The organism is Simplicispira sp. 125 (genome assembly GCF_003096555.1).
Classification (GTDB): domain Bacteria; phylum Pseudomonadota; class Gammaproteobacteria; order Burkholderiales; family Burkholderiaceae_C; genus Simplicispira.
Genome location: NZ_QEKM01000001.1, coordinates 2,805,329 through 2,820,416, shown reverse-complemented (window position 1 = coordinate 2,820,416; position 15,088 = coordinate 2,805,329). Strand labels below are relative to the sequence as shown.

The following is a 15,088-nucleotide window of genomic DNA, read 5'->3' as shown; positions in this document are numbered from 1 at the left end:
GTCTTTGTCGAGGGCTTCCTGTGCCATTTGCAGGCCAAATTCCGCGCAGGGCGTTGCGTCTCAATAGCGGATCTTCTGCAGCGCGAGCACCGCTGCCTGCGTCTCCAGGCCCTCGTGCTTGAGAGCGAACAGCAGATGCTCCAGTGGACTGCTGGTTACCGGCGCAACATGGCCAGGCACTTGCAAATAGTTCGTCATTGCGGTCACTTTGGTCGCGGGGAAGATGGCCGCAGGCCGAGCAAGAGGGAAGGCGCCGGTGGCAAGGCGTTCCCTCAGAATTCGTATCCAACGAGTGTTCCGGTCATTTTTCTACTTGGCAGAAGAAAATTTCAATTTCAAGGGTTTTCGACCAGAAATTTATACACCGACAACCTTGTGTTTGGTGGATTTCTCGGGATCAGAGGGTGACCAAATGCTCCGCGTGCGCGCCGGGCACGGCGCGCAGGTTCAACCGGGCATCAAAGCTGACGAAGCGGCACTGGTGGCGCACGGCCAGGCCCAGCAGATAGCTGACGGTAATTTGCCGATGACCCAGCAGGTGGGGCCAGTGCAGTTGATTGGCGTCGAGCAGGCTGTAGTCGTCGGCAAGAAAGGCGTGCGCAGGGTGTGCGGTAGCCTGTGCCAGGCGGCTGACGATTGCCGCCAACGGCAGGGCCTGGGGGTAGGCGGGCTGGGCCATGATGCGCAAGCAGCCGTTCTGCGTGAGTGGGCAGGAGGCCCAGCCGTGAGCAATCTCCTGCTGCAGCCACTGCGTGGCGCGGGCGTGGTACATGTGCGCCGCATCCAGCAGGGCGATCAGGACATTGACGTCGAGCAGGGCACGCATGGTCTAAATGCCGTCGGCATCGCGCAAGCGATTGATCAGTTCGTTGCTGACAACGACCCCGCGCGACCCGAAGGGCACGAACCCTGTGGCCGTGGCGGGCAGGTTGTTGATGGTTTGGGGTGCTGCACCTCCGGTCAGCGCCTGGCGCAACAAGCGCGAGATTACTTTGCCCAGACTCGTGTTTTCGGCGCGGGCGATTTCCTTGGCGGCAATCAAGATATCGTATTCAAGATCAATGGTGGTGCGCATGACATGCCTCCTGCATTCTCGTGGGAGTGATGTCATGATTCCAAATCATCATGATGCAATCGCATCATTGAAAACAAGGGTATCGTGGGTATCATCCGCCCACCTTGCGCCGTCCTCTCGTGTACCTTGCTTGCCTCACTGCCCCGCTGATGGCGCTGGCGGTTGCCTTCCCGTTTCTGTTTTCCTATACCCAGCCACCCTCTACCAACTTCTGGCCCTTGATGGCTGCCGGGCTGTGCGGTTGGGTGGTGGCGGTGGTGTGGAATGCACGCTCAGCAGGCCGCGTTAACACTGTGCGGGGCGGCTGGATGGATCGCTCCGAGATGGCCACCTGGCTTGGCGCGGGCCTGTTGCTGGCCGCCGTGCTGGCCAGTGCCATCGGCCTGCTGCAATATTTTGGCGCGGCCCCTGGGCTTGATCCCTGGGTGCATGCCTCCAAGCCCGGCCAGGCCATGGGCAATTTGCGGCAGCGCAACCAGCAGGCCACGCTGCTCAGCATGGGGCTGTGGGCTTTGCTGTGGGTGGTGGCGCAGACCGAGGCGCATTTGCGTGCGTCATCGGCGGGAGGGGGCTCGGCGCAGGCCGGGGAAGACTTGCATGGGGGCGGTCGGCCCTGGCCTCTGTGGCTGGTCGGGATTCTGACGGCCTGGGCGCTGGCCCTGCTGGCAGTGGGCAGTGCGGCCACGGCGTCGCGCACGGGGCTGGCGCAGTGGTGCGTGGTGGGGGCGCTTTTGGTGCTGTGGCGGGTGTCACTGGGGCGCCTGGCGGTGGGGCTGGCGCTGGTGGGTTTGGTTATTTATGGCGTGGCGGCCTGGTTGCTGCCCGAACTGCTGCTGCAATGGACCGGATTCCGGGCCGAAGGCTTGTTCGCACGCTTTGGTGATGCGCCGGGCTGCACCAGCCGCCGGGTTTTGTGGTCCAACGTGCTCTATTTGATCGCCCAGAAGCCCTGGCTGGGCTGGGGCTGGGGTGAGCTGGACTTTGCGCACTACAGTACCTTGTTCCCGGGTGAGCGCTTTTGTGTGTTGCTCGACAACGCGCACAACCTGCCACTGCATCTGGCGGTGGAGCTGGGCGTGCCTGCGGCGGTGCTGGCGTGCTCTGCCGTGCTGGCCTGGATATGGCGCGCGCGCCCCTGGCGTGAGACGGACCCGGCGCGGCAACTGGCCTGGGGCATTCTGGCGCTGGTGGGGCTGCACAGCATGCTGGAGTTTCCGCTGTGGTACGGGCCGTTCCAGCTGGTGACGGTGTTGGCCGTGCTGGTGTTGTGGCGCAGCCCGGCGCAGGGTCTGCCAACACAGAGGATGCTGAATTTTTGGAAAAATTGGCCTATAGCGTCCTATTTGAAAGCGCTGGCAGCTATTATTTTTATAGTGACGATGGTCTGGATGGGGTGGAGCTACCACCGCGTTAGCCAAGTTTTCAAACCGGTCGAGCAGCGCACGCCTTCGCTGCGCGAGGGCACGCTGGACAAGGTGTCCGGCACATGGCTGTTTTCGGATGCGGTGGATTTTGCGCGGCTGACGACCATGCCGGTGAACCGCGAAACAGCGGAAAGGGTGCACGCTTTGGCCACTTCGCTGCTGCACTATTCACCCGAGCCGCGCGTGATCGAGCCGCTGATCGAAAGCGCTGCCCTGCTGGGGCGCGATGACGAGGTGGCCTACCACCTGCAGCGTTTCCGCGCAGCCTACCCCAAGGACTACGCTCGCTGGACAAAACTGAACCGGGCTTTGGGCCCTTCCCATTCAGGGGGCAGCAGTCCTCCATGAAGTTTGCGGTGGTGGAGTTGTGGCAGGCTTGTCGAACGGGCCGCGCCGGGCTCTACCGGGCGTCACGGCGCCACAAAGCTCCCCGATTTGCCCCCGTGCTTTTCCAGCACCTGCACACCGTGGATGGACATGCCCCGGTCCACGGCCTTGCACATGTCGTAGATGGTGAGCAGGGCCACCTGCACGGCGGTGAGGGCCTCCATCTCCACGCCCGTTGGCCCCACGGTTTCTACGGTGGCGGTGCAGTAGATGCCTGTGGCACCCACCTGGTGGGCGCTGGCGGTATCAAAGTCCAGGGCGACGCGGGTGAGTGCCAGCGGGTGGCACAGCGGAATGAGGTCGCTGGTTTTCTTGGCCGCCTGGATGCCCGCAATGCGGGCGATGCCCAGCACGTCGCCCTTTTTGGCGGTGCCGGCCTCGATCAAGGCCAGGGTGGCGGGTAGCATTTCAATGCGCCCGCCTGCTATGGCGATGCGGTGTGTGGCGGCCTTGGCGGCGACGTCCACCATGTGGGCCTGGCCCTGGGCGTCGAAGTGGGTGAGTACGGTCATGGTGCTTACAGCAAGAAGGGTGCGGAAACTTTGGCGTGTCAGGGCATCATACGTTCATGGCAGACCCCGGCAGGCTTTGAACAAAGCGCCCTATTCCTTGGCGAAGATATATGAAAAATAGGCCTCTAGCGCTGACTGGTCGTGCGCTGATAGCTTCATTATTGGTAGCAACAGGGTCGCTGGCCGTGGCACCGGCTACGGCCCAGTCCAGCCTGCCCACGCTGGGCGACGGTGGTGACATCACGACCAGTGCCGAGCGGCGGTTGGGCGATGGCATCATCCGCCAGCTGTACCGCGACCCGGACTACATCGACGACCCGGTGCTCATGGAATATGTGCAGACGCTCTGGCAGGCGCTGCTGGCGGCGGCGCGTGAGCGGGGTGAGCTGTCGCCTGAACTGGACGAGCGTTTTGCCTGGGAGGTGTTGTTGGGGCGCGACCGCACGGTCAATGCCTTTGCGCTGCCCGGGGGCTATCTGGGCGTGCACCTGGGGCTTTTGGGTGTGGTGGGCAGTCGTGACGAACTGGCTTCTGTGCTGGCGCATGAACTGAGCCACGTCACCCAGCGCCACATTGCACGGCTGATCGCGCAGCAAAACCGCCAGACGCCGCTGATGATCGGCGCCATGATTCTGGGGGCCCTGGCCGCCAGCAAAAGCCCCAACGCGGCGCAGGCGCTGTCGATAGGTGGGCAGGCGCTGGTGGTGCAGAACCAGCTCAATTTTTCGCGGGACATGGAGCGCGAGGCCGACCGCGTAGGCTTTGGCCTGATGGCCCCCGCAGGCTTTGCGCCGCAGGGCTTTGTCGGCATGTTCGAGAAGCTCCAGCAGGCCAACCGCATCAATGACAACGGCTCCTGGCCCTACCTGCGCAGCCACCCGCTGACCACGCAGCGCGTGGCCGACATGCAGTCGCGCCTGCCCGCGGGCGGTGCCGCGCCGCCCGCCCCCACACTGGAGCATGGCATGCTGGCAGCCCGTGCCCGCGTGCTCTCGAATCCCGGTGTGGACGTGCTGCGCCAGTGGCAGGCCGAACCGCAGGGTGTGGGTTTCTCTGCGTTGCCTGCGGCGCGCCAAGCCGCCGTGCTGTATGCCGCCGTGCTCGCTGCCAGCCAGTTGCGTGAGCCTGCAGCCGCGCGGGCTCTGATGCCGCGCCTGCAGCAGTCCGTGCAGGGCAATGCCCCGGCCACACGCCAGGCGCGCCTGCTGGCGGCTGAGGTGGAACTGGCCGCAGGCGATGCGGTCCGCGCACTGGCCCTGGTGCCGATGGGGCCTGGCCGGCCCGAGTTGATGCTGCGCACGCAGGCCCTGCTGCGCAGCCCGATGGCAGCGCAGGGCGCGTCCGAACTGGCGGGGCAGCTACAGACTTGGGTGGCACTGCACCCGCGGGATGCGGGCGCATGGCAGTTGCTGGCCGGTGTGTTGCAGGCGCAGGGGCAGGTACTGCGCGCGGTGCGCGCCGAGGCCGAAGCCCATGCCGCCCGCTACGACTATGCGGCGGCAGTCGATCGCCTGCGGGCTGGGCAGGACCTGGCGCGCCAAAGCCGCACCGCAGCCGACCATGTCGAGGTGTCGATCATCGACACGCGGCTGCGTGCCGTCGAGTCACTTCTTCGCGAACAGACCGCCGAGCGCTGATTCGATCACGATGCCCAGCACCGAGTACAGCAGCGAGCCCAGCAGCGCCGCACCAAAGCCGCTGACGTGGAAACCATCGAGCACTCCGGCGGCGGCCCAGAACATCAGCGCGTTGATGACGAACAGGAACAGCCCGACGGTGACGATGGTGACCGGCAGTGTCAGCAGCACCAGTACCGGCCGCAGTACCGCGTTGAACAGGCCGATGACGAAAGCGGCAATCAGGGCCGAGGTAAAGCTCTGCACCTGCACACCGCTGTAGAGATAAGCCACCAACAGCAGCGCGCTGGCGCTGAGCAGCCATTTGGCAAGGAGTTTCATGCTGCCAGCATAGCGCAAGCCCCCGGGCGCACGCAAAAACGGGGGCCGAAGCCCCCGTGCATGGATGGAACCGGCGGTCAGTGGGCCGCAGGCTCGGGTTTGGCCTCTGCCGCATGGCGCGCGGCAATCCATTTGCCAAGGGCCAGCACCAGCAGTGCACCTGCAATGCCGGCGCTGTACTTGATCCAGTCGTTGGCCTGGTCGATCTTGAGCATCCAGGGCAGGGTGTCGGCGTTGGCCACGGCCGGGTCGGAGACGAGCATGGTGCCGGCAATCCAGCCCAGCAGCATGCCACCGACGGTGATGATGGCGGGGAAGCGGTCCATCAGCTTGATGACCAGCTGGCTGCCCCAGACGATGATCGGAATGCTGATCACCAGGCCAAAAATGACCAGAGGCATTTCGTGGTGGTCGGCTGCGCCCTGGGCGGCACCTGCAATCGCAATCACGTTGTCGATGCTCATCACCAGGTCGGCAATGATGATGGTCTTGATGGCGGCCAGCAGCTTGTCGCTGGCGTTGATGTTGCTGTGGTCGTCGTCGGGGTCCGGCGCCAGCAGTTTCACGCCAATCCACACCAGCAGCGCGGCGCCGACGAGTTTGAGGAAGGGAATGGCCAGCAGCGTGAGGGCAAAGTAGATCAGCACCACGCGCAGGATGATGGCGCCTGCGGTGCCCCACAGGATGCCCTTGGTGCGCTGGTGCGCCGGCAGCTTGCGACAGGCCAGCGCGATGACGACGGCATTGTCGCCACCGAGCAGGATGTCGATCATGATGATCTGACCGACGGCGACCCAGAATTCGGGGGTCATGAACTGTTCCATGGATTCTTTCGAGAGGCAGAGGTAGGCAGAACCCAGCGCGCAGCGCAATGCGGCGGCGGGTGAAGGTCTTGCCCGGCCGTGCTTCTTTGGGCACGACCCCGACAGGCCGGGTGCGTTGCACCGTGTTGACGACCTGCCGATTCCCGCTCTGCCATGCTGTGCGGGTTCAAGCTACTCCCCTTCGGCCGGAATTAGAGCACAAGCCTGATCAGCACGCAGCGCAGGGCCATAGCCCCTGGCGCGGCGCGCATGTGGGCGGCGCCACTATGATTCTTCCACCATGGCCGCCATCCACATCACCGACATCGAAGCCGCGATCAACCACTGGCGAGCGCAATCGCCCAGCCCCGATGGCGTAGTGCTGGCCCCGGCCGTGCAGGCCCTGGCCGAGGTGTATGCCGACCTGGCGTACCGCCACAGCACCGCCATCGACGAAGCACAGATGAGCGCCGCCGCCCTGGCTGCGTGGCTGGACTGGTATGCCACCACGCCCGATACCCCCTGCATCGCCATTTGCTCCACCAGCCAAGGCGATGATTGGTGCAAGGGCTGCGGGCGCAGCTTTGAAGAAGTGCAGCATTGGCCAGCGATGGGCCCGGTGCAAAAACGCGCCACCTGGCAGCGCATTCAGCACGAGGGCACGGCCTGGCGCTTCAACCGCTATGCTGAGCGTGCCCAGGAGAATTTGAATGAAAAAAGGCTCTGACGCTTTATGGATAAGCGGTAATAGCTATCAAATAAAGAGCAAGCAATGCGCCGTCTAATCCAGGCACCGAACATGGCCCTGGCCACCTTGTGGGCCGACCTGCTGTGCGAGGACGGTATGCCTGCCACGGTGCAGCGCCAGTATCTGGGCGCCGCCGCCGGGCACTTGCCGCCCGATGAATGCCTGCCCGAGATCTGGCTGCGCTACGACGAACACCTGGAGCGCGCCCAGACGCTGCTGGACGACCTGCGCAACCTGCCGCAGCGCCGCTGGGACTGCGGCTGTGGCGAAGTCGTGGAAGGCGGCTTTGAGCAGTGCTGGCGCTGCGGTGCGCCCATGCCGCGGTGAAAGGCGCCGACCCTTCCCTGTTGTTATTCCTTTTCCAAATCATTCGTGTCTAGGCGCGAAGCCTACGATCAGTGCTGTGGCACGACAAGGCGAAGCAACAACGACACGGGTGATTTAGAAATGGAATTACTTCCAGCGCACCGGCTCCACATGCACGCTGCCCTGCGTGCTGCTCAGCGTGATGGCGCCTTCCTGCACCGTGGCCTGCAGCTGCATGCTGCGCTCGGCCAGGCGGGCCAGCTCCTGCGAGGCTTCGGTGGGAATGCGCCAGACCTGCAGCTTGTCCAGGCGCGAGAGCTTGGTTTCAATGCCCTTCCACCAGATCTCGGACGCGTGGTTGAAGCAGTACACGATGACCGAGTCGGCCTTGCTGCAGGCTTTGGTGAGCGGCTTGTCCTCGGGCTGGCCCACCTCGATCCACACCCGCTTGCGCCCCGTGAAGTCGGTCAGCGAGGCGTCCGGGTCGTCCGGGTCGGACAGGCCCGCGCCAAACGCCAGCGTGCCATCGCCGTTGCACAGGTCATTGAGCTGGTGCGCCTGGATAGCAAGCGCGGCCAGCCGCACCATCATGCGCTCGTCGGTCTCGCTGGGGTGGCGGGCCAGCGTGAGCGCATGGTCGGCGTAGTAGCCGTGGTCGATGTCGGCGATCTGCAGATTCGCCTTGAAGATGGTGGATTTGATGGCCATGGGCTGTCAGTATAAAAATGATAGCTGCCAGCGCTTATTTGATAAGCGCTGGAGGCCAAAAAGGCTTGAAGAAACGGTCAGACCCGGCGCGCCAGCTCGGCGGCCTTGCCGACGTAGCTGGCGGGCGTCATCGCCAGCAGGCGGGCCTTTTCGGGCTCGGGGATGTCGAGCGAGCGGATCAGGCCGTGCAGCGCCTCGGCGGTCACCGTCTTGCCGCGTGTGACTTCCTTGAGCTTTTCGTAGGCGCCCTGCACACCGTAGCGGCGCATGACGGTCTGGATGGGCTCGGCCAGCACTTCCCACGAGGCGTCCAGGTCAGCGGCCAGGGCTTCCTCGTTGAGTTCGAGCTTGTTCAGGCCGGTCAGCAGCGAGGTGTAGGCCAGCGTGGCGTAGCCCAGGGCCACGCCGATGTTGCGCAGCACCGTGCTGTCGGTCAGGTCGCGCTGCCAGCGGCTCACCGGGAGCTTTTCCGACAGGTGGCGCAACAGCGCGTTGGCCAGGCCCAGGTTGCCTTCGGCGTTCTCGAAGTCGATCGGGTTGACCTTGTGCGGCATGGTGCTCGAACCAATTTCGCCAGCCTTCAGGCGCTGCTTGAAGTAGCCCAGGCTCACATAGCCCCAGATGTCGCGCGAGAGGTCGATCAGGATGGTGTTGGCGCGCGCCACGGCGTCGAACAGCTCGGCCATGTAGTCGTGCGGCTCGATCTGGATGCTGTAGGGCTGGAAGGTCAGGCCCAGGCCTTCGGGTTCGTGCGTCTCGATCACGCGGCGCGAGAAGGCCTCCCAGTCGAACTCGGGCCAGGCCGAGAGGTGGGCGTTGTAGTTGCCCACGGCGCCGTTCATCTTGCCCATGATCTTCACGGCGGCAATGCGATCGATGGCGCCGTGCAGGCGCATGAGCACGTTGGCCATTTCCTTGCCCACGGTGGTGGGGCTGGCCGTCTGGCCGTGCGTGCGGCTGAGCATGGGCACGTCGGCATGCAGATGGGCCATTTCGCGCAGCTTGAGCACGATGCGGTCCAGGCTGGGCAGCACCACCTGGTCGCGGCCGGCGCGCAGCTGCAGCGCGTGGCTGGTGTTGTTGATGTCTTCGCTGGTGCAGGCGAAGTGCACGAACTCGGCGGCTTTCTCCAGTTCGGGGCGTGCCTCGAACTTCGCTTTGATCCAGTACTCCACGGCCTTCACGTCGTGGTTGGTGGTTTTCTCGATGTCCTTGATGGCCTGGGTGTCGGCCTCCGAGAAGTTCTTCGCCAGGCCCTGCAGGTAGGCGCGGGCGCCGGGGGACAGGGGCTTGAATTCAGCAAAACCGGCGTCCGAGAGCGCGATGAACCAGGTCACCTCCACCTGCACACGGCGGTGCATGTAGCCGTGCTCGCTCATGATGGGGCGCAGCAGGGCCAGTTTGGGGGCGTAACGGCCGTCGAGCGGCGAAAGGGCGGTAATGGTGGACAGGCTCATGGCGCGGTATTGTAGGTCTCACACCTGTCAGGCAGGCGTGGGCGGGTGTCGATAGAATCAGCAGCCCGGCGCACCCACGGCGCCTGAGCCACGGAAGCACAAGCATGAAACTGATCGGATCCACCACCAGCCCCTACGTGCGCAAGGTGCGCGTTGTCATGGCGGAAAAGAAACTCGACTACCAGTTTCTGCAGGAAAACGTCTGGGCCGCAGACACCACCATTGCCGCCTCCAACCCGCTGGGCAAGGTGCCCTGCCTGGTGATGGAGGGCGCCGAGGCGGTGTTCGACTCGCGTGTGATCGTGGAATACCTTGACACCCTCTCGCCCGTGGGCAGGCTCATTCCCTCCACAGGCCGTGAGCGCGCCGAGGTCAAGACCTGGGAGGCGCTGGCCGACGGTATGCTGGACGCGGCCATCCTGGTGCGCCTGGAAAATACGTTTGAAGGGCGCTCGGAAAGCCAGCGCAGCCCCGCCTGGATCGAGCGCCAGATGGGCAAGGTGGACGCCAGCCTGAAGGCCATGGCCCAGGGCCTGGGCGACAAGCCGTTTTGCAGCGGCATCCATCTGAGCCTGTCCGACATCGCCGTGGGCTGCGCGCTGGGCTGGCTGTCGTTCCGCTTCCCCGAGATTGACTGGCGGGCCGAGCACCCGAACCTGGCCCGGCTGATGGACAAGCTGGCGCTGCGTCCGAGTTTTTCCGAGTCCCAGCCTGGTTAAACGCCGCTCGTTCGGCCTGCGTTATTCCATTTCTAAATCATCCGTGTCGTTGTTGCTTCGCCTTGCCGTGCTACAGCACTGTCTGCGGCTTCGCGCCTAGACACGAATGATTTGGAAACAGAATTAGCTGCGCGCGCGCCGCTTGAGCCAGCGCATCAGCGCGCCCAGCATGGGCAGTTTCTCGTACAGCTCTTCAGCGGCGTCCCAATAGTCGCGGTGCAGGGTGACCAGGCCCTGGTCGTCCAGCACCAGGTGCGTGGCGCCGCGCACCTTTTGTTCCACGCCCTGGTGGATATTGCGCATCGCAAAGCAAAAATCCCAGGTCAGAAAACACTGTGCGCCCTGCACCACCCGGCCTGTGACCACAAAGCGCGGCTGCTCCAGCGCCCCAAACATGTGCTGGAAGATGGCTTCGATGGCGGGCACGCCCTGCACTTCGTTGAACGGGTCCTTGAAGCGCGCGTCGGGGGCATACAGGCGGCCCAGTTCGGCCACGGTGGCGGGCTGCAGGTTTTCAAAGCATTCCACCAGCCGCGTGATGGCTTCTTCCGGGGGCAGGCAGGCAAGGGTCATCACAGTCCAGTAAAGCGGCGCACGGCCGCAAAGTACCACCGGTAGGGCAGCAGGCGCAGCAACTGCATGCCCCCGGTGAAGCGCCGGGGGAAGTGGATATTGAATGCACCGCGCTCCCAGCCGCGCAGCAGCGCGGCGGCGGCGGTGGCGGGCGTGATCAGGGCCGGCATGCGGAAATGGTTGCTTGCCGTGAGGGGCGTGTCCACAAAGCCGGGGTGCACCACGCTCACGCCCAGGCCCAGGTCGTGCAGGTCCAGGTACAGCGTTTCCGCCAGGTGCGTGAGCGCTGCCTTGGTGGGCCCATACGCCAGCCCCTTGGGCAGGCCGCGAAAACCCGCCACGCTGCTGACCAGGCTGATATGGCCGGGGCGCCCGGATGTGGCCGATGCCAGCAGGGCGGGCAGCACGGCATCGAGCAAGTGCAGCGCACCGGTGTAGTTCACGGCGGTGTGTTGCAGCATGGTGCCCAGGTCAAAACCGGTGGCGCGCATGTCCTGGTAGGTGCCGGCGCAATAGCACACCAGGTCCAGCGGGCCCTGCGCCAGCACCTGCGCGGCCGCAGCCTGCACCTGGGCCAACGCGGTCACATCGAGCGGCAACGCCTGGCTGCCGGGGTGCGCCACCACAAATGCGGCCAGCGTGCCGGGACTGCGCGCCGAGACGATGACCTGCGCGCCGCGTGCGTGCAGGGCCGCTGCCGTGGCCCGGCCAATGCCGCTGGATGCGCCGATCAGCCAGACCCTGCGGCCCTGCCAGTGGGTGATACGGGGGTTCAGGCTCATGGGCCGCGCCGGGTAAATGAGAGTGTGATCTCGCCCAGGTAGACGCCCCATTTGCTCATGCGGGCGCGGTTGAGCATGACGCGCTCGTCGATGAGGTACATCCAGTCGTCCAGCTCCACATGGAACACCCGGCCATCGACGGGCAGCGCCAGGGTGTAGCCCCAGCGAAAGGCGTTGCCCTGCGTCTGCCCGGTGGCCTGGCCCACCACATCGTCGGCGGTGCCGGTGTAGCGGCCATCGGCATGGCGCGTCAGGCGCCACACGCGGCGCTGTGTGCTGCCGTCCGAATAAGTAAAGGCCTCGTCCAGCACGCCCTGGTGGCCCTCCCAGTGGCATTGCATGAGCACGGTGAAGCGTTTGACGATCTGCCCGCTGCGGTCCTGAAAGATGCCGTGGGCGTCTATGGTGCCGTTGAAATAGCGGGCCAGGTCGAGCACGGGCTTTTCGGCTGCGTACCCGGCCAGGTTTTGGCTGGCACAGCCCGACAGCAGGGCGGGCGCCAGCACGGCGGCGGACAGGAGGGAGCGGCGTTGCAGGGTCATGGGGTTCTCCGGATCTGCGGGGCGGCAGGCGGGGCCGCCGGGGTGGATGGGCGCAGGATGAGCAAGTACAGGCCTGCCGCTGCCAGCAGCTTGAGCGTGCAGGGCAGCAGGGCGTAGGCCAGGCCCAGGGTGTGCAGCGCGGTGGGGTCGCGGGTGCCGGGCGTGTAGCCCAGCGCGTCCAGCAGCGGGAGCGCAAGGCCCGCCGCCAGGGCCAGGTTGAGCTTGGAGGCCAGGTTCCACCAACCAAAGTACACGCCTTCGTGGCGGTCGCGGTCGCCCTGCCGGGCCACCACGCCAGCCAGCAGGGCGCCGGGCAGGGCCAGGTCGGTGCCCAGCGCCACGCCGGAGAGCGCGCACACCGCCAGAAAAGGCAGGCCATCGCCCGCACCCAGGGCGGCGGCCCACAGAAACACCGCCACCGCCAGCAGCATGCCCGCCAGCCAGGTGCGCGCCAGCCCCCAGCGTGCCACGGCGCGCAACCACAGCGGAATGGACAGGGCGGCACAGACAAAGTAGCTGCCCAGGAACCAGGGCTCCTGCGCGGGCGGTGCCTGCAAGCGGTCCTGCACGAAGAACAGCACCAGTGTGGCGGGGATGGCGCTGGCAATGCCATTGATTAGGAAGACCGCCATCAGGCGGCGAAACGGCGCTTGCCGCCAGGGATGCCACAGCGCGGCGCGGGGCACGGGGGCCTGCAGTGCGGCGCTGGACGGCCGAGGTGCGCGGGTCCAGGCCCACCAGCCCAGCAGCAGGGCCGCGGCAAACACGCCGAGCATCACCGGCAGGCCCAGCAGAGCGGGCACCAACGAGGCCAGCACCACCCCCACCAGCGCAGCGCCTTCGCGCCAGGCCACGATGCGGCTGCGCTGCACTTCGTCGCCGCCCAGCCGCGCGCCCCAGGCCTGGTGTGCGATGCCCATCTGGCTGTACGCCAGGCTGGTGAGCACCAGCAGGCACAGCGCCCAGGCGGTCAGCGCAGGCACGCCCTGCACGGACGGGAAAAAAAGCCCCGCCAACCCCAGCCACAGCACCACCGCCGACACCGCCCCAGCGGCCAGCACAGCGCGGGCCGATCGCTGAAACAGGTGGTCGCTCCAGCGGCCGAGCAGGGGGTCGGTGGCGGCGTCCAGCAGCCGTGCGGCCAGCAGCACGGCGCCCACGGTGGCCAGCGGCATGCCGTATTCCCGCGCATAGTGGTTGGGCAGCAGCACATACAGCGGTAGCGCGGCAAAGGCCAGCGGCAGCCCCAGCAGGCCGTAGGCCAGGCCCTGGCGGGTGGTCAGGCGAGGGGTGGGCGTGCTCATGGGGCGGTGGCGGGCAGCGCCAGCAGGGCTTGGCGCAGTGCGGGCTCGGAGGTCTGGGGCGAGAGCCAGATGCCGAAGAACAGGCGGGCAAAGGCGGCATCGGGCACGGCACCGACCGCCTGCCCGTTTTTCTGGAACACCACGCCCTGGTCGGGCTGGTACAGGCCAGTGAGCCGGTCACCAGCCTGCACGTCGGGCAGCGCAGCCTGCAGCGCCTGCTGCCAGCGCTCGCCCTGGGCAGGGGGGAAGGGGCCCACGCGGCGCATTTCCTGGAGGGAACGCTGGGCGATGTCTTGCGCGCTGAAGCTGCGCAGGTAGGTCAGTTCCAGGGCCAGCGGGTGGGCCGCGTACTGCGCAGGCTGAAATGCAGGGTGCAGCCACAACCGGGCACGGTAGATCTCCAGGCCCCAAAAGCGCAGCAGGCCCTGGCCCGCGAGCCGGGTGCCGGGCAGCGGGCTGGCGGCATCCGCAGATTGAGCGGTTGCAGAATTTATAGAAAAAATGGCTGTAGCGCCCGTCAATAGGGCGTAAGCAGCTATTTTTTTGATAGTCATGGTTTGACCAGGGTGTATTGCACGACATCAATGTCACCCATGGTGAACGCCGCCTCGCAGTACGCCAGGTAAAACTCCCAGATGTGCATGAAGCGTTCGTCAAAGCCCTGCTGCAGGATCTGCGCGCGCTGCGCCAGAAAGCGCTCGCGCCAACGGCGCAGGGTTTCGGCGTAGTCCGCGCCAAAGGTAAATTCTTCTTGCACACGCAGGCCTGCGGCTTGCGCCTCGCGGCGGAATTCGCGCGGGCAGGGCAGGCAGCCGCCGGGAAAGATGTACTGCTGGATGAAGTCGGTCGAGCCGATGTAGCGCTCGAACAGGCGGTCGTCGATGACGATGCTCTGGATACAGGCGCGCCCGCCCGGCTTGAGCAGCCGGTGCACCGACTGGAAGTAGGTGGGCCAGTAGGCGCGGCCCACGGCTTCGACCATCTCGATGGAGCACACGGCGTCGTAGGGCCCATCGTTGATATCGCGGTAGTCCTGCAGGCGCAGGTCGGCCTGCGCGCTGGTGCCCAGGCGTTCCATGCGTGCACGGGCAAACGCCAGTTGCTCGGTCGAGAGCGTGACGCCCGTGATCGATGCGCCCATTTCAGCCGTTGCCATCTCGGCCAGTGCGCCCCAGCCGCAGCCGATCTCCAGCACCCGGTCGCCCGCCTGCACGCCGGCCTGCTCCAGCGCGCGGCGTACTTTGGCGTGCTGGGCGGTGCGCAGGTCGCCCGTGGGATCGCCCTGGAACCAGGCGGACGAGTAGTTCATCGTGTCGTCCAGCCAGAGCCGGTAGAACGCATTGCCCAGGTCGTAGTGCGCATGGATGTTTTTCTGGCTGCCCGCACGGGTGTTGCGGTGCAGCAGGTGGCGCACGCGGTACAGCAGGCGACCGGCCCAGCTGCCGTAGACCATGCTGTCGACCTGGTGGCGGTTGGCGATGAAGAGCGTGAGCAGGTCGGTCAGGTGCGGCGTGGTCCAGTCGCCTGCGATATAGCTCTCGGCAAAGCCGATGTCGCCCGAGCGCAGCGCGGCGCTGCAGACGTTCCAGTTGCGCAGCGTGATGGCCGCCGCCGGGCTGCCGCCGGGGCCAAAGTGGCGCAATGTGCCGTCGGGCAGCTGCAGGGTCAGCGCGCCCTGCTGCAGGCGCTGCAGCAGTTGCAGCACGGTGCGCGCAGCGGCGGGGATGCCCGCAGGCAGGTTGCGGAGGTCGGCGGTGGTGCTGTTCATGGCGGGGCTTCGGTAGCAGGAG

The 15,088-nt window shown here is 65.8% G+C and carries 19 protein-coding genes; 5 read left to right on the top strand and 14 right to left on the bottom strand.

Annotation, left to right across the window (positions count from 1 at the left end; genetic code table 11):
- Window positions 1-60 precede the first annotated feature (60 nt).
- The 3 genes from C8D04_RS18730 to C8D04_RS13175 all read right to left on the bottom strand — a co-directional run bounded on the left by C8D04_RS18730 (window position 61) and on the right by C8D04_RS13175 (window position 1,075).
- On the bottom strand, window positions 61-198 hold the full coding sequence (locus C8D04_RS18730; RefSeq protein ID WP_158550312.1) for a hypothetical protein: 138 nt from the start codon (window positions 196-198) through the stop codon (window positions 61-63).
- Window positions 199-397: 199 nt separating this feature from the next.
- Complete coding sequence (locus C8D04_RS13180; RefSeq protein WP_116005266.1) at window positions 398-826, bottom strand: TA system VapC family ribonuclease toxin; 429 nt, start codon at window positions 824-826, stop codon at window positions 398-400.
- A gap of 3 nt (window positions 827-829) precedes the next feature.
- On the bottom strand, window positions 830-1,075 hold the full coding sequence (locus tag C8D04_RS13175; protein WP_116005265.1) for a hypothetical protein: 246 nt from the start codon (window positions 1,073-1,075) through the stop codon (window positions 830-832).
- 119 nt (window positions 1,076-1,194) lie between these two features.
- On the opposite strand from C8D04_RS13175, the gene C8D04_RS13170 reads away from it, so the two are divergent.
- Entirely contained in the window at window positions 1,195-2,847 is a 1,653-nt protein-coding gene (locus C8D04_RS13170; RefSeq protein WP_347708425.1) for a Wzy polymerase domain-containing protein, read from the top strand.
- Window positions 2,848-2,909: 62 nt separating this feature from the next.
- On the opposite strand, the gene moaC is transcribed toward C8D04_RS13170, so the two are convergent.
- The gene (gene moaC / locus C8D04_RS13165) at window positions 2,910-3,398 is read right to left on the bottom strand and encodes a cyclic pyranopterin monophosphate synthase MoaC (protein ID WP_116005263.1); all 489 of its coding nucleotides are present in this window, start codon (window positions 3,396-3,398) and stop codon (window positions 2,910-2,912) included.
- Between the two features lie 110 nt (window positions 3,399-3,508).
- On the opposite strand from moaC, the gene C8D04_RS13160 reads away from it, so the two are divergent.
- Entirely contained in the window at window positions 3,509-5,035 is a 1,527-nt protein-coding gene (locus C8D04_RS13160) for a M48 family metalloprotease (protein WP_116005262.1), read from the top strand.
- Here the strand turns inward: C8D04_RS13160 and C8D04_RS13155 are convergent.
- Both C8D04_RS13155 and C8D04_RS13150 read right to left on the bottom strand, forming a co-directional pair.
- Entirely contained in the window at window positions 5,003-5,356 is a 354-nt protein-coding gene (locus tag C8D04_RS13155; RefSeq protein WP_116006184.1) for a phage holin family protein, read from the bottom strand. The two genes, C8D04_RS13160 and C8D04_RS13155, sit on opposite strands and share 33 nt — an antisense overlap.
- Window positions 5,357-5,433: 77 nt before the next feature.
- Complete coding sequence (locus tag C8D04_RS13150) at window positions 5,434-6,180, bottom strand: TerC family protein (RefSeq protein ID WP_116006183.1); 747 nt, start codon at window positions 6,178-6,180, stop codon at window positions 5,434-5,436.
- A 280-nt stretch (window positions 6,181-6,460) separates the two neighbouring features.
- On the opposite strand from C8D04_RS13150, the gene C8D04_RS13145 reads away from it, so the two are divergent.
- Entirely contained in the window at window positions 6,461-6,886 is a 426-nt protein-coding gene (locus tag C8D04_RS13145; protein WP_116005261.1) for a DUF3717 domain-containing protein, read from the top strand.
- A 45-nt stretch (window positions 6,887-6,931) separates the two neighbouring features.
- The gene (locus tag C8D04_RS13140; RefSeq protein WP_116005260.1) at window positions 6,932-7,234 is read left to right on the top strand and encodes a DUF2007 domain-containing protein; all 303 of its coding nucleotides are present in this window, start codon (window positions 6,932-6,934) and stop codon (window positions 7,232-7,234) included.
- A gap of 126 nt (window positions 7,235-7,360) precedes the next feature.
- Here C8D04_RS13140 and C8D04_RS13135 read toward each other — a convergent pair whose 3' ends face one another.
- Together C8D04_RS13135 and purB are read right to left on the bottom strand one after the other, a co-directional pair.
- Window positions 7,361-7,921 (bottom strand): YaeQ family protein, encoded by a 561-nt coding sequence (locus C8D04_RS13135; RefSeq protein ID WP_116005259.1) that lies wholly within the window; start codon window positions 7,919-7,921, stop codon window positions 7,361-7,363.
- A gap of 77 nt (window positions 7,922-7,998) precedes the next feature.
- Complete coding sequence (gene purB / locus C8D04_RS13130) at window positions 7,999-9,378, bottom strand: adenylosuccinate lyase (protein ID WP_116005258.1); 1,380 nt, start codon at window positions 9,376-9,378, stop codon at window positions 7,999-8,001.
- A gap of 104 nt (window positions 9,379-9,482) precedes the next feature.
- On the opposite strand from purB, the gene C8D04_RS13125 reads away from it, so the two are divergent.
- Entirely contained in the window at window positions 9,483-10,097 is a 615-nt protein-coding gene (locus C8D04_RS13125; protein ID WP_116005257.1) for a glutathione S-transferase C-terminal domain-containing protein, read from the top strand.
- Between the two features lie 123 nt (window positions 10,098-10,220).
- Here C8D04_RS13125 and C8D04_RS13120 read toward each other — a convergent pair whose 3' ends face one another.
- From C8D04_RS13120 to C8D04_RS13095, 6 genes are read right to left on the bottom strand one after another with little or no spacing between them, the layout of a single operon-like run.
- Entirely contained in the window at window positions 10,221-10,670 is a 450-nt protein-coding gene (locus C8D04_RS13120) for a nuclear transport factor 2 family protein (RefSeq protein WP_116005256.1), read from the bottom strand.
- Window positions 10,670-11,452 (bottom strand): SDR family NAD(P)-dependent oxidoreductase, encoded by a 783-nt coding sequence (locus C8D04_RS13115; RefSeq protein WP_116005255.1) that lies wholly within the window; start codon window positions 11,450-11,452, stop codon window positions 10,670-10,672. The genes C8D04_RS13120 and C8D04_RS13115 overlap by 1 nt, the downstream gene beginning before the upstream one ends.
- Window positions 11,449-11,994 carry a DUF3833 domain-containing protein gene (locus C8D04_RS13110; RefSeq protein ID WP_116005254.1) on the bottom strand — a complete coding sequence of 182 codons (546 nt, stop codon included), beginning with the start codon at window positions 11,992-11,994 and terminating at the stop codon, window positions 11,449-11,451. Before C8D04_RS13110 ends, C8D04_RS13115 begins: the two co-directional genes overlap by 4 nt.
- Window positions 11,991-13,298 carry an MFS transporter gene (locus C8D04_RS13105; RefSeq protein WP_116005253.1) on the bottom strand — a complete coding sequence of 436 codons (1,308 nt, stop codon included), beginning with the start codon at window positions 13,296-13,298 and terminating at the stop codon, window positions 11,991-11,993. The genes C8D04_RS13110 and C8D04_RS13105 overlap by 4 nt, the downstream gene beginning before the upstream one ends.
- Window positions 13,295-13,852, bottom strand: a complete 558-nt coding sequence (locus C8D04_RS13100) for a chalcone isomerase family protein (RefSeq protein ID WP_116005252.1) — start codon at window positions 13,850-13,852, stop codon at window positions 13,295-13,297. The genes C8D04_RS13105 and C8D04_RS13100 overlap by 4 nt, the downstream gene beginning before the upstream one ends.
- Window positions 13,849-15,066, bottom strand: a complete 1,218-nt coding sequence (locus tag C8D04_RS13095; protein ID WP_116005251.1) for a cyclopropane-fatty-acyl-phospholipid synthase family protein — start codon at window positions 15,064-15,066, stop codon at window positions 13,849-13,851. The genes C8D04_RS13100 and C8D04_RS13095 overlap by 4 nt, the downstream gene beginning before the upstream one ends.
- Window positions 15,067-15,088 lie beyond the last annotated feature (22 nt).

Coding starts and splice junctions, on each gene's coding strand:
- C8D04_RS18730 (WP_158550312.1), bottom strand. CDS start 198: ATGACGAACTATTTGCAAGTGCCTGGCCATGTTGCGCCGGTAACCAGC.
- C8D04_RS13180 (WP_116005266.1), bottom strand. CDS start 826: ATGCGTGCCCTGCTCGACGTCAATGTCCTGATCGCCCTGCTGGATGCG.
- C8D04_RS13175 (WP_116005265.1), bottom strand. CDS start 1,075: ATGCGCACCACCATTGATCTTGAATACGATATCTTGATTGCCGCCAAG.
- moaC (WP_116005263.1), bottom strand. CDS start 3,398: ATGACCGTACTCACCCACTTCGACGCCCAGGGCCAGGCCCACATGGTG.
- C8D04_RS13160 (WP_116005262.1), top strand. CDS start 3,509: ATGAAAAATAGGCCTCTAGCGCTGACTGGTCGTGCGCTGATAGCTTCA.
- C8D04_RS13155 (WP_116006184.1), bottom strand. CDS start 5,356: ATGAAACTCCTTGCCAAATGGCTGCTCAGCGCCAGCGCGCTGCTGTTG.
- C8D04_RS13150 (WP_116006183.1), bottom strand. CDS start 6,180: ATGGAACAGTTCATGACCCCCGAATTCTGGGTCGCCGTCGGTCAGATC.
- C8D04_RS13145 (WP_116005261.1), top strand. CDS start 6,461: ATGGCCGCCATCCACATCACCGACATCGAAGCCGCGATCAACCACTGG.
- C8D04_RS13140 (WP_116005260.1), top strand. CDS start 6,932: ATGCGCCGTCTAATCCAGGCACCGAACATGGCCCTGGCCACCTTGTGG.
- C8D04_RS13135 (WP_116005259.1), bottom strand. CDS start 7,921: ATGGCCATCAAATCCACCATCTTCAAGGCGAATCTGCAGATCGCCGAC.
- purB (WP_116005258.1), bottom strand. CDS start 9,378: ATGAGCCTGTCCACCATTACCGCCCTTTCGCCGCTCGACGGCCGTTAC.
- C8D04_RS13125 (WP_116005257.1), top strand. CDS start 9,483: ATGAAACTGATCGGATCCACCACCAGCCCCTACGTGCGCAAGGTGCGC.
- C8D04_RS13120 (WP_116005256.1), bottom strand. CDS start 10,670: ATGACCCTTGCCTGCCTGCCCCCGGAAGAAGCCATCACGCGGCTGGTG.
- C8D04_RS13115 (WP_116005255.1), bottom strand. CDS start 11,452: ATGAGCCTGAACCCCCGTATCACCCACTGGCAGGGCCGCAGGGTCTGG.
- C8D04_RS13110 (WP_116005254.1), bottom strand. CDS start 11,994: ATGACCCTGCAACGCCGCTCCCTCCTGTCCGCCGCCGTGCTGGCGCCC.
- C8D04_RS13105 (WP_116005253.1), bottom strand. CDS start 13,298: ATGAGCACGCCCACCCCTCGCCTGACCACCCGCCAGGGCCTGGCCTAC.
- C8D04_RS13100 (WP_116005252.1), bottom strand. CDS start 13,852: ATGACTATCAAAAAAATAGCTGCTTACGCCCTATTGACGGGCGCTACA.
- C8D04_RS13095 (WP_116005251.1), bottom strand. CDS start 15,066: ATGAACAGCACCACCGCCGACCTCCGCAACCTGCCTGCGGGCATCCCC.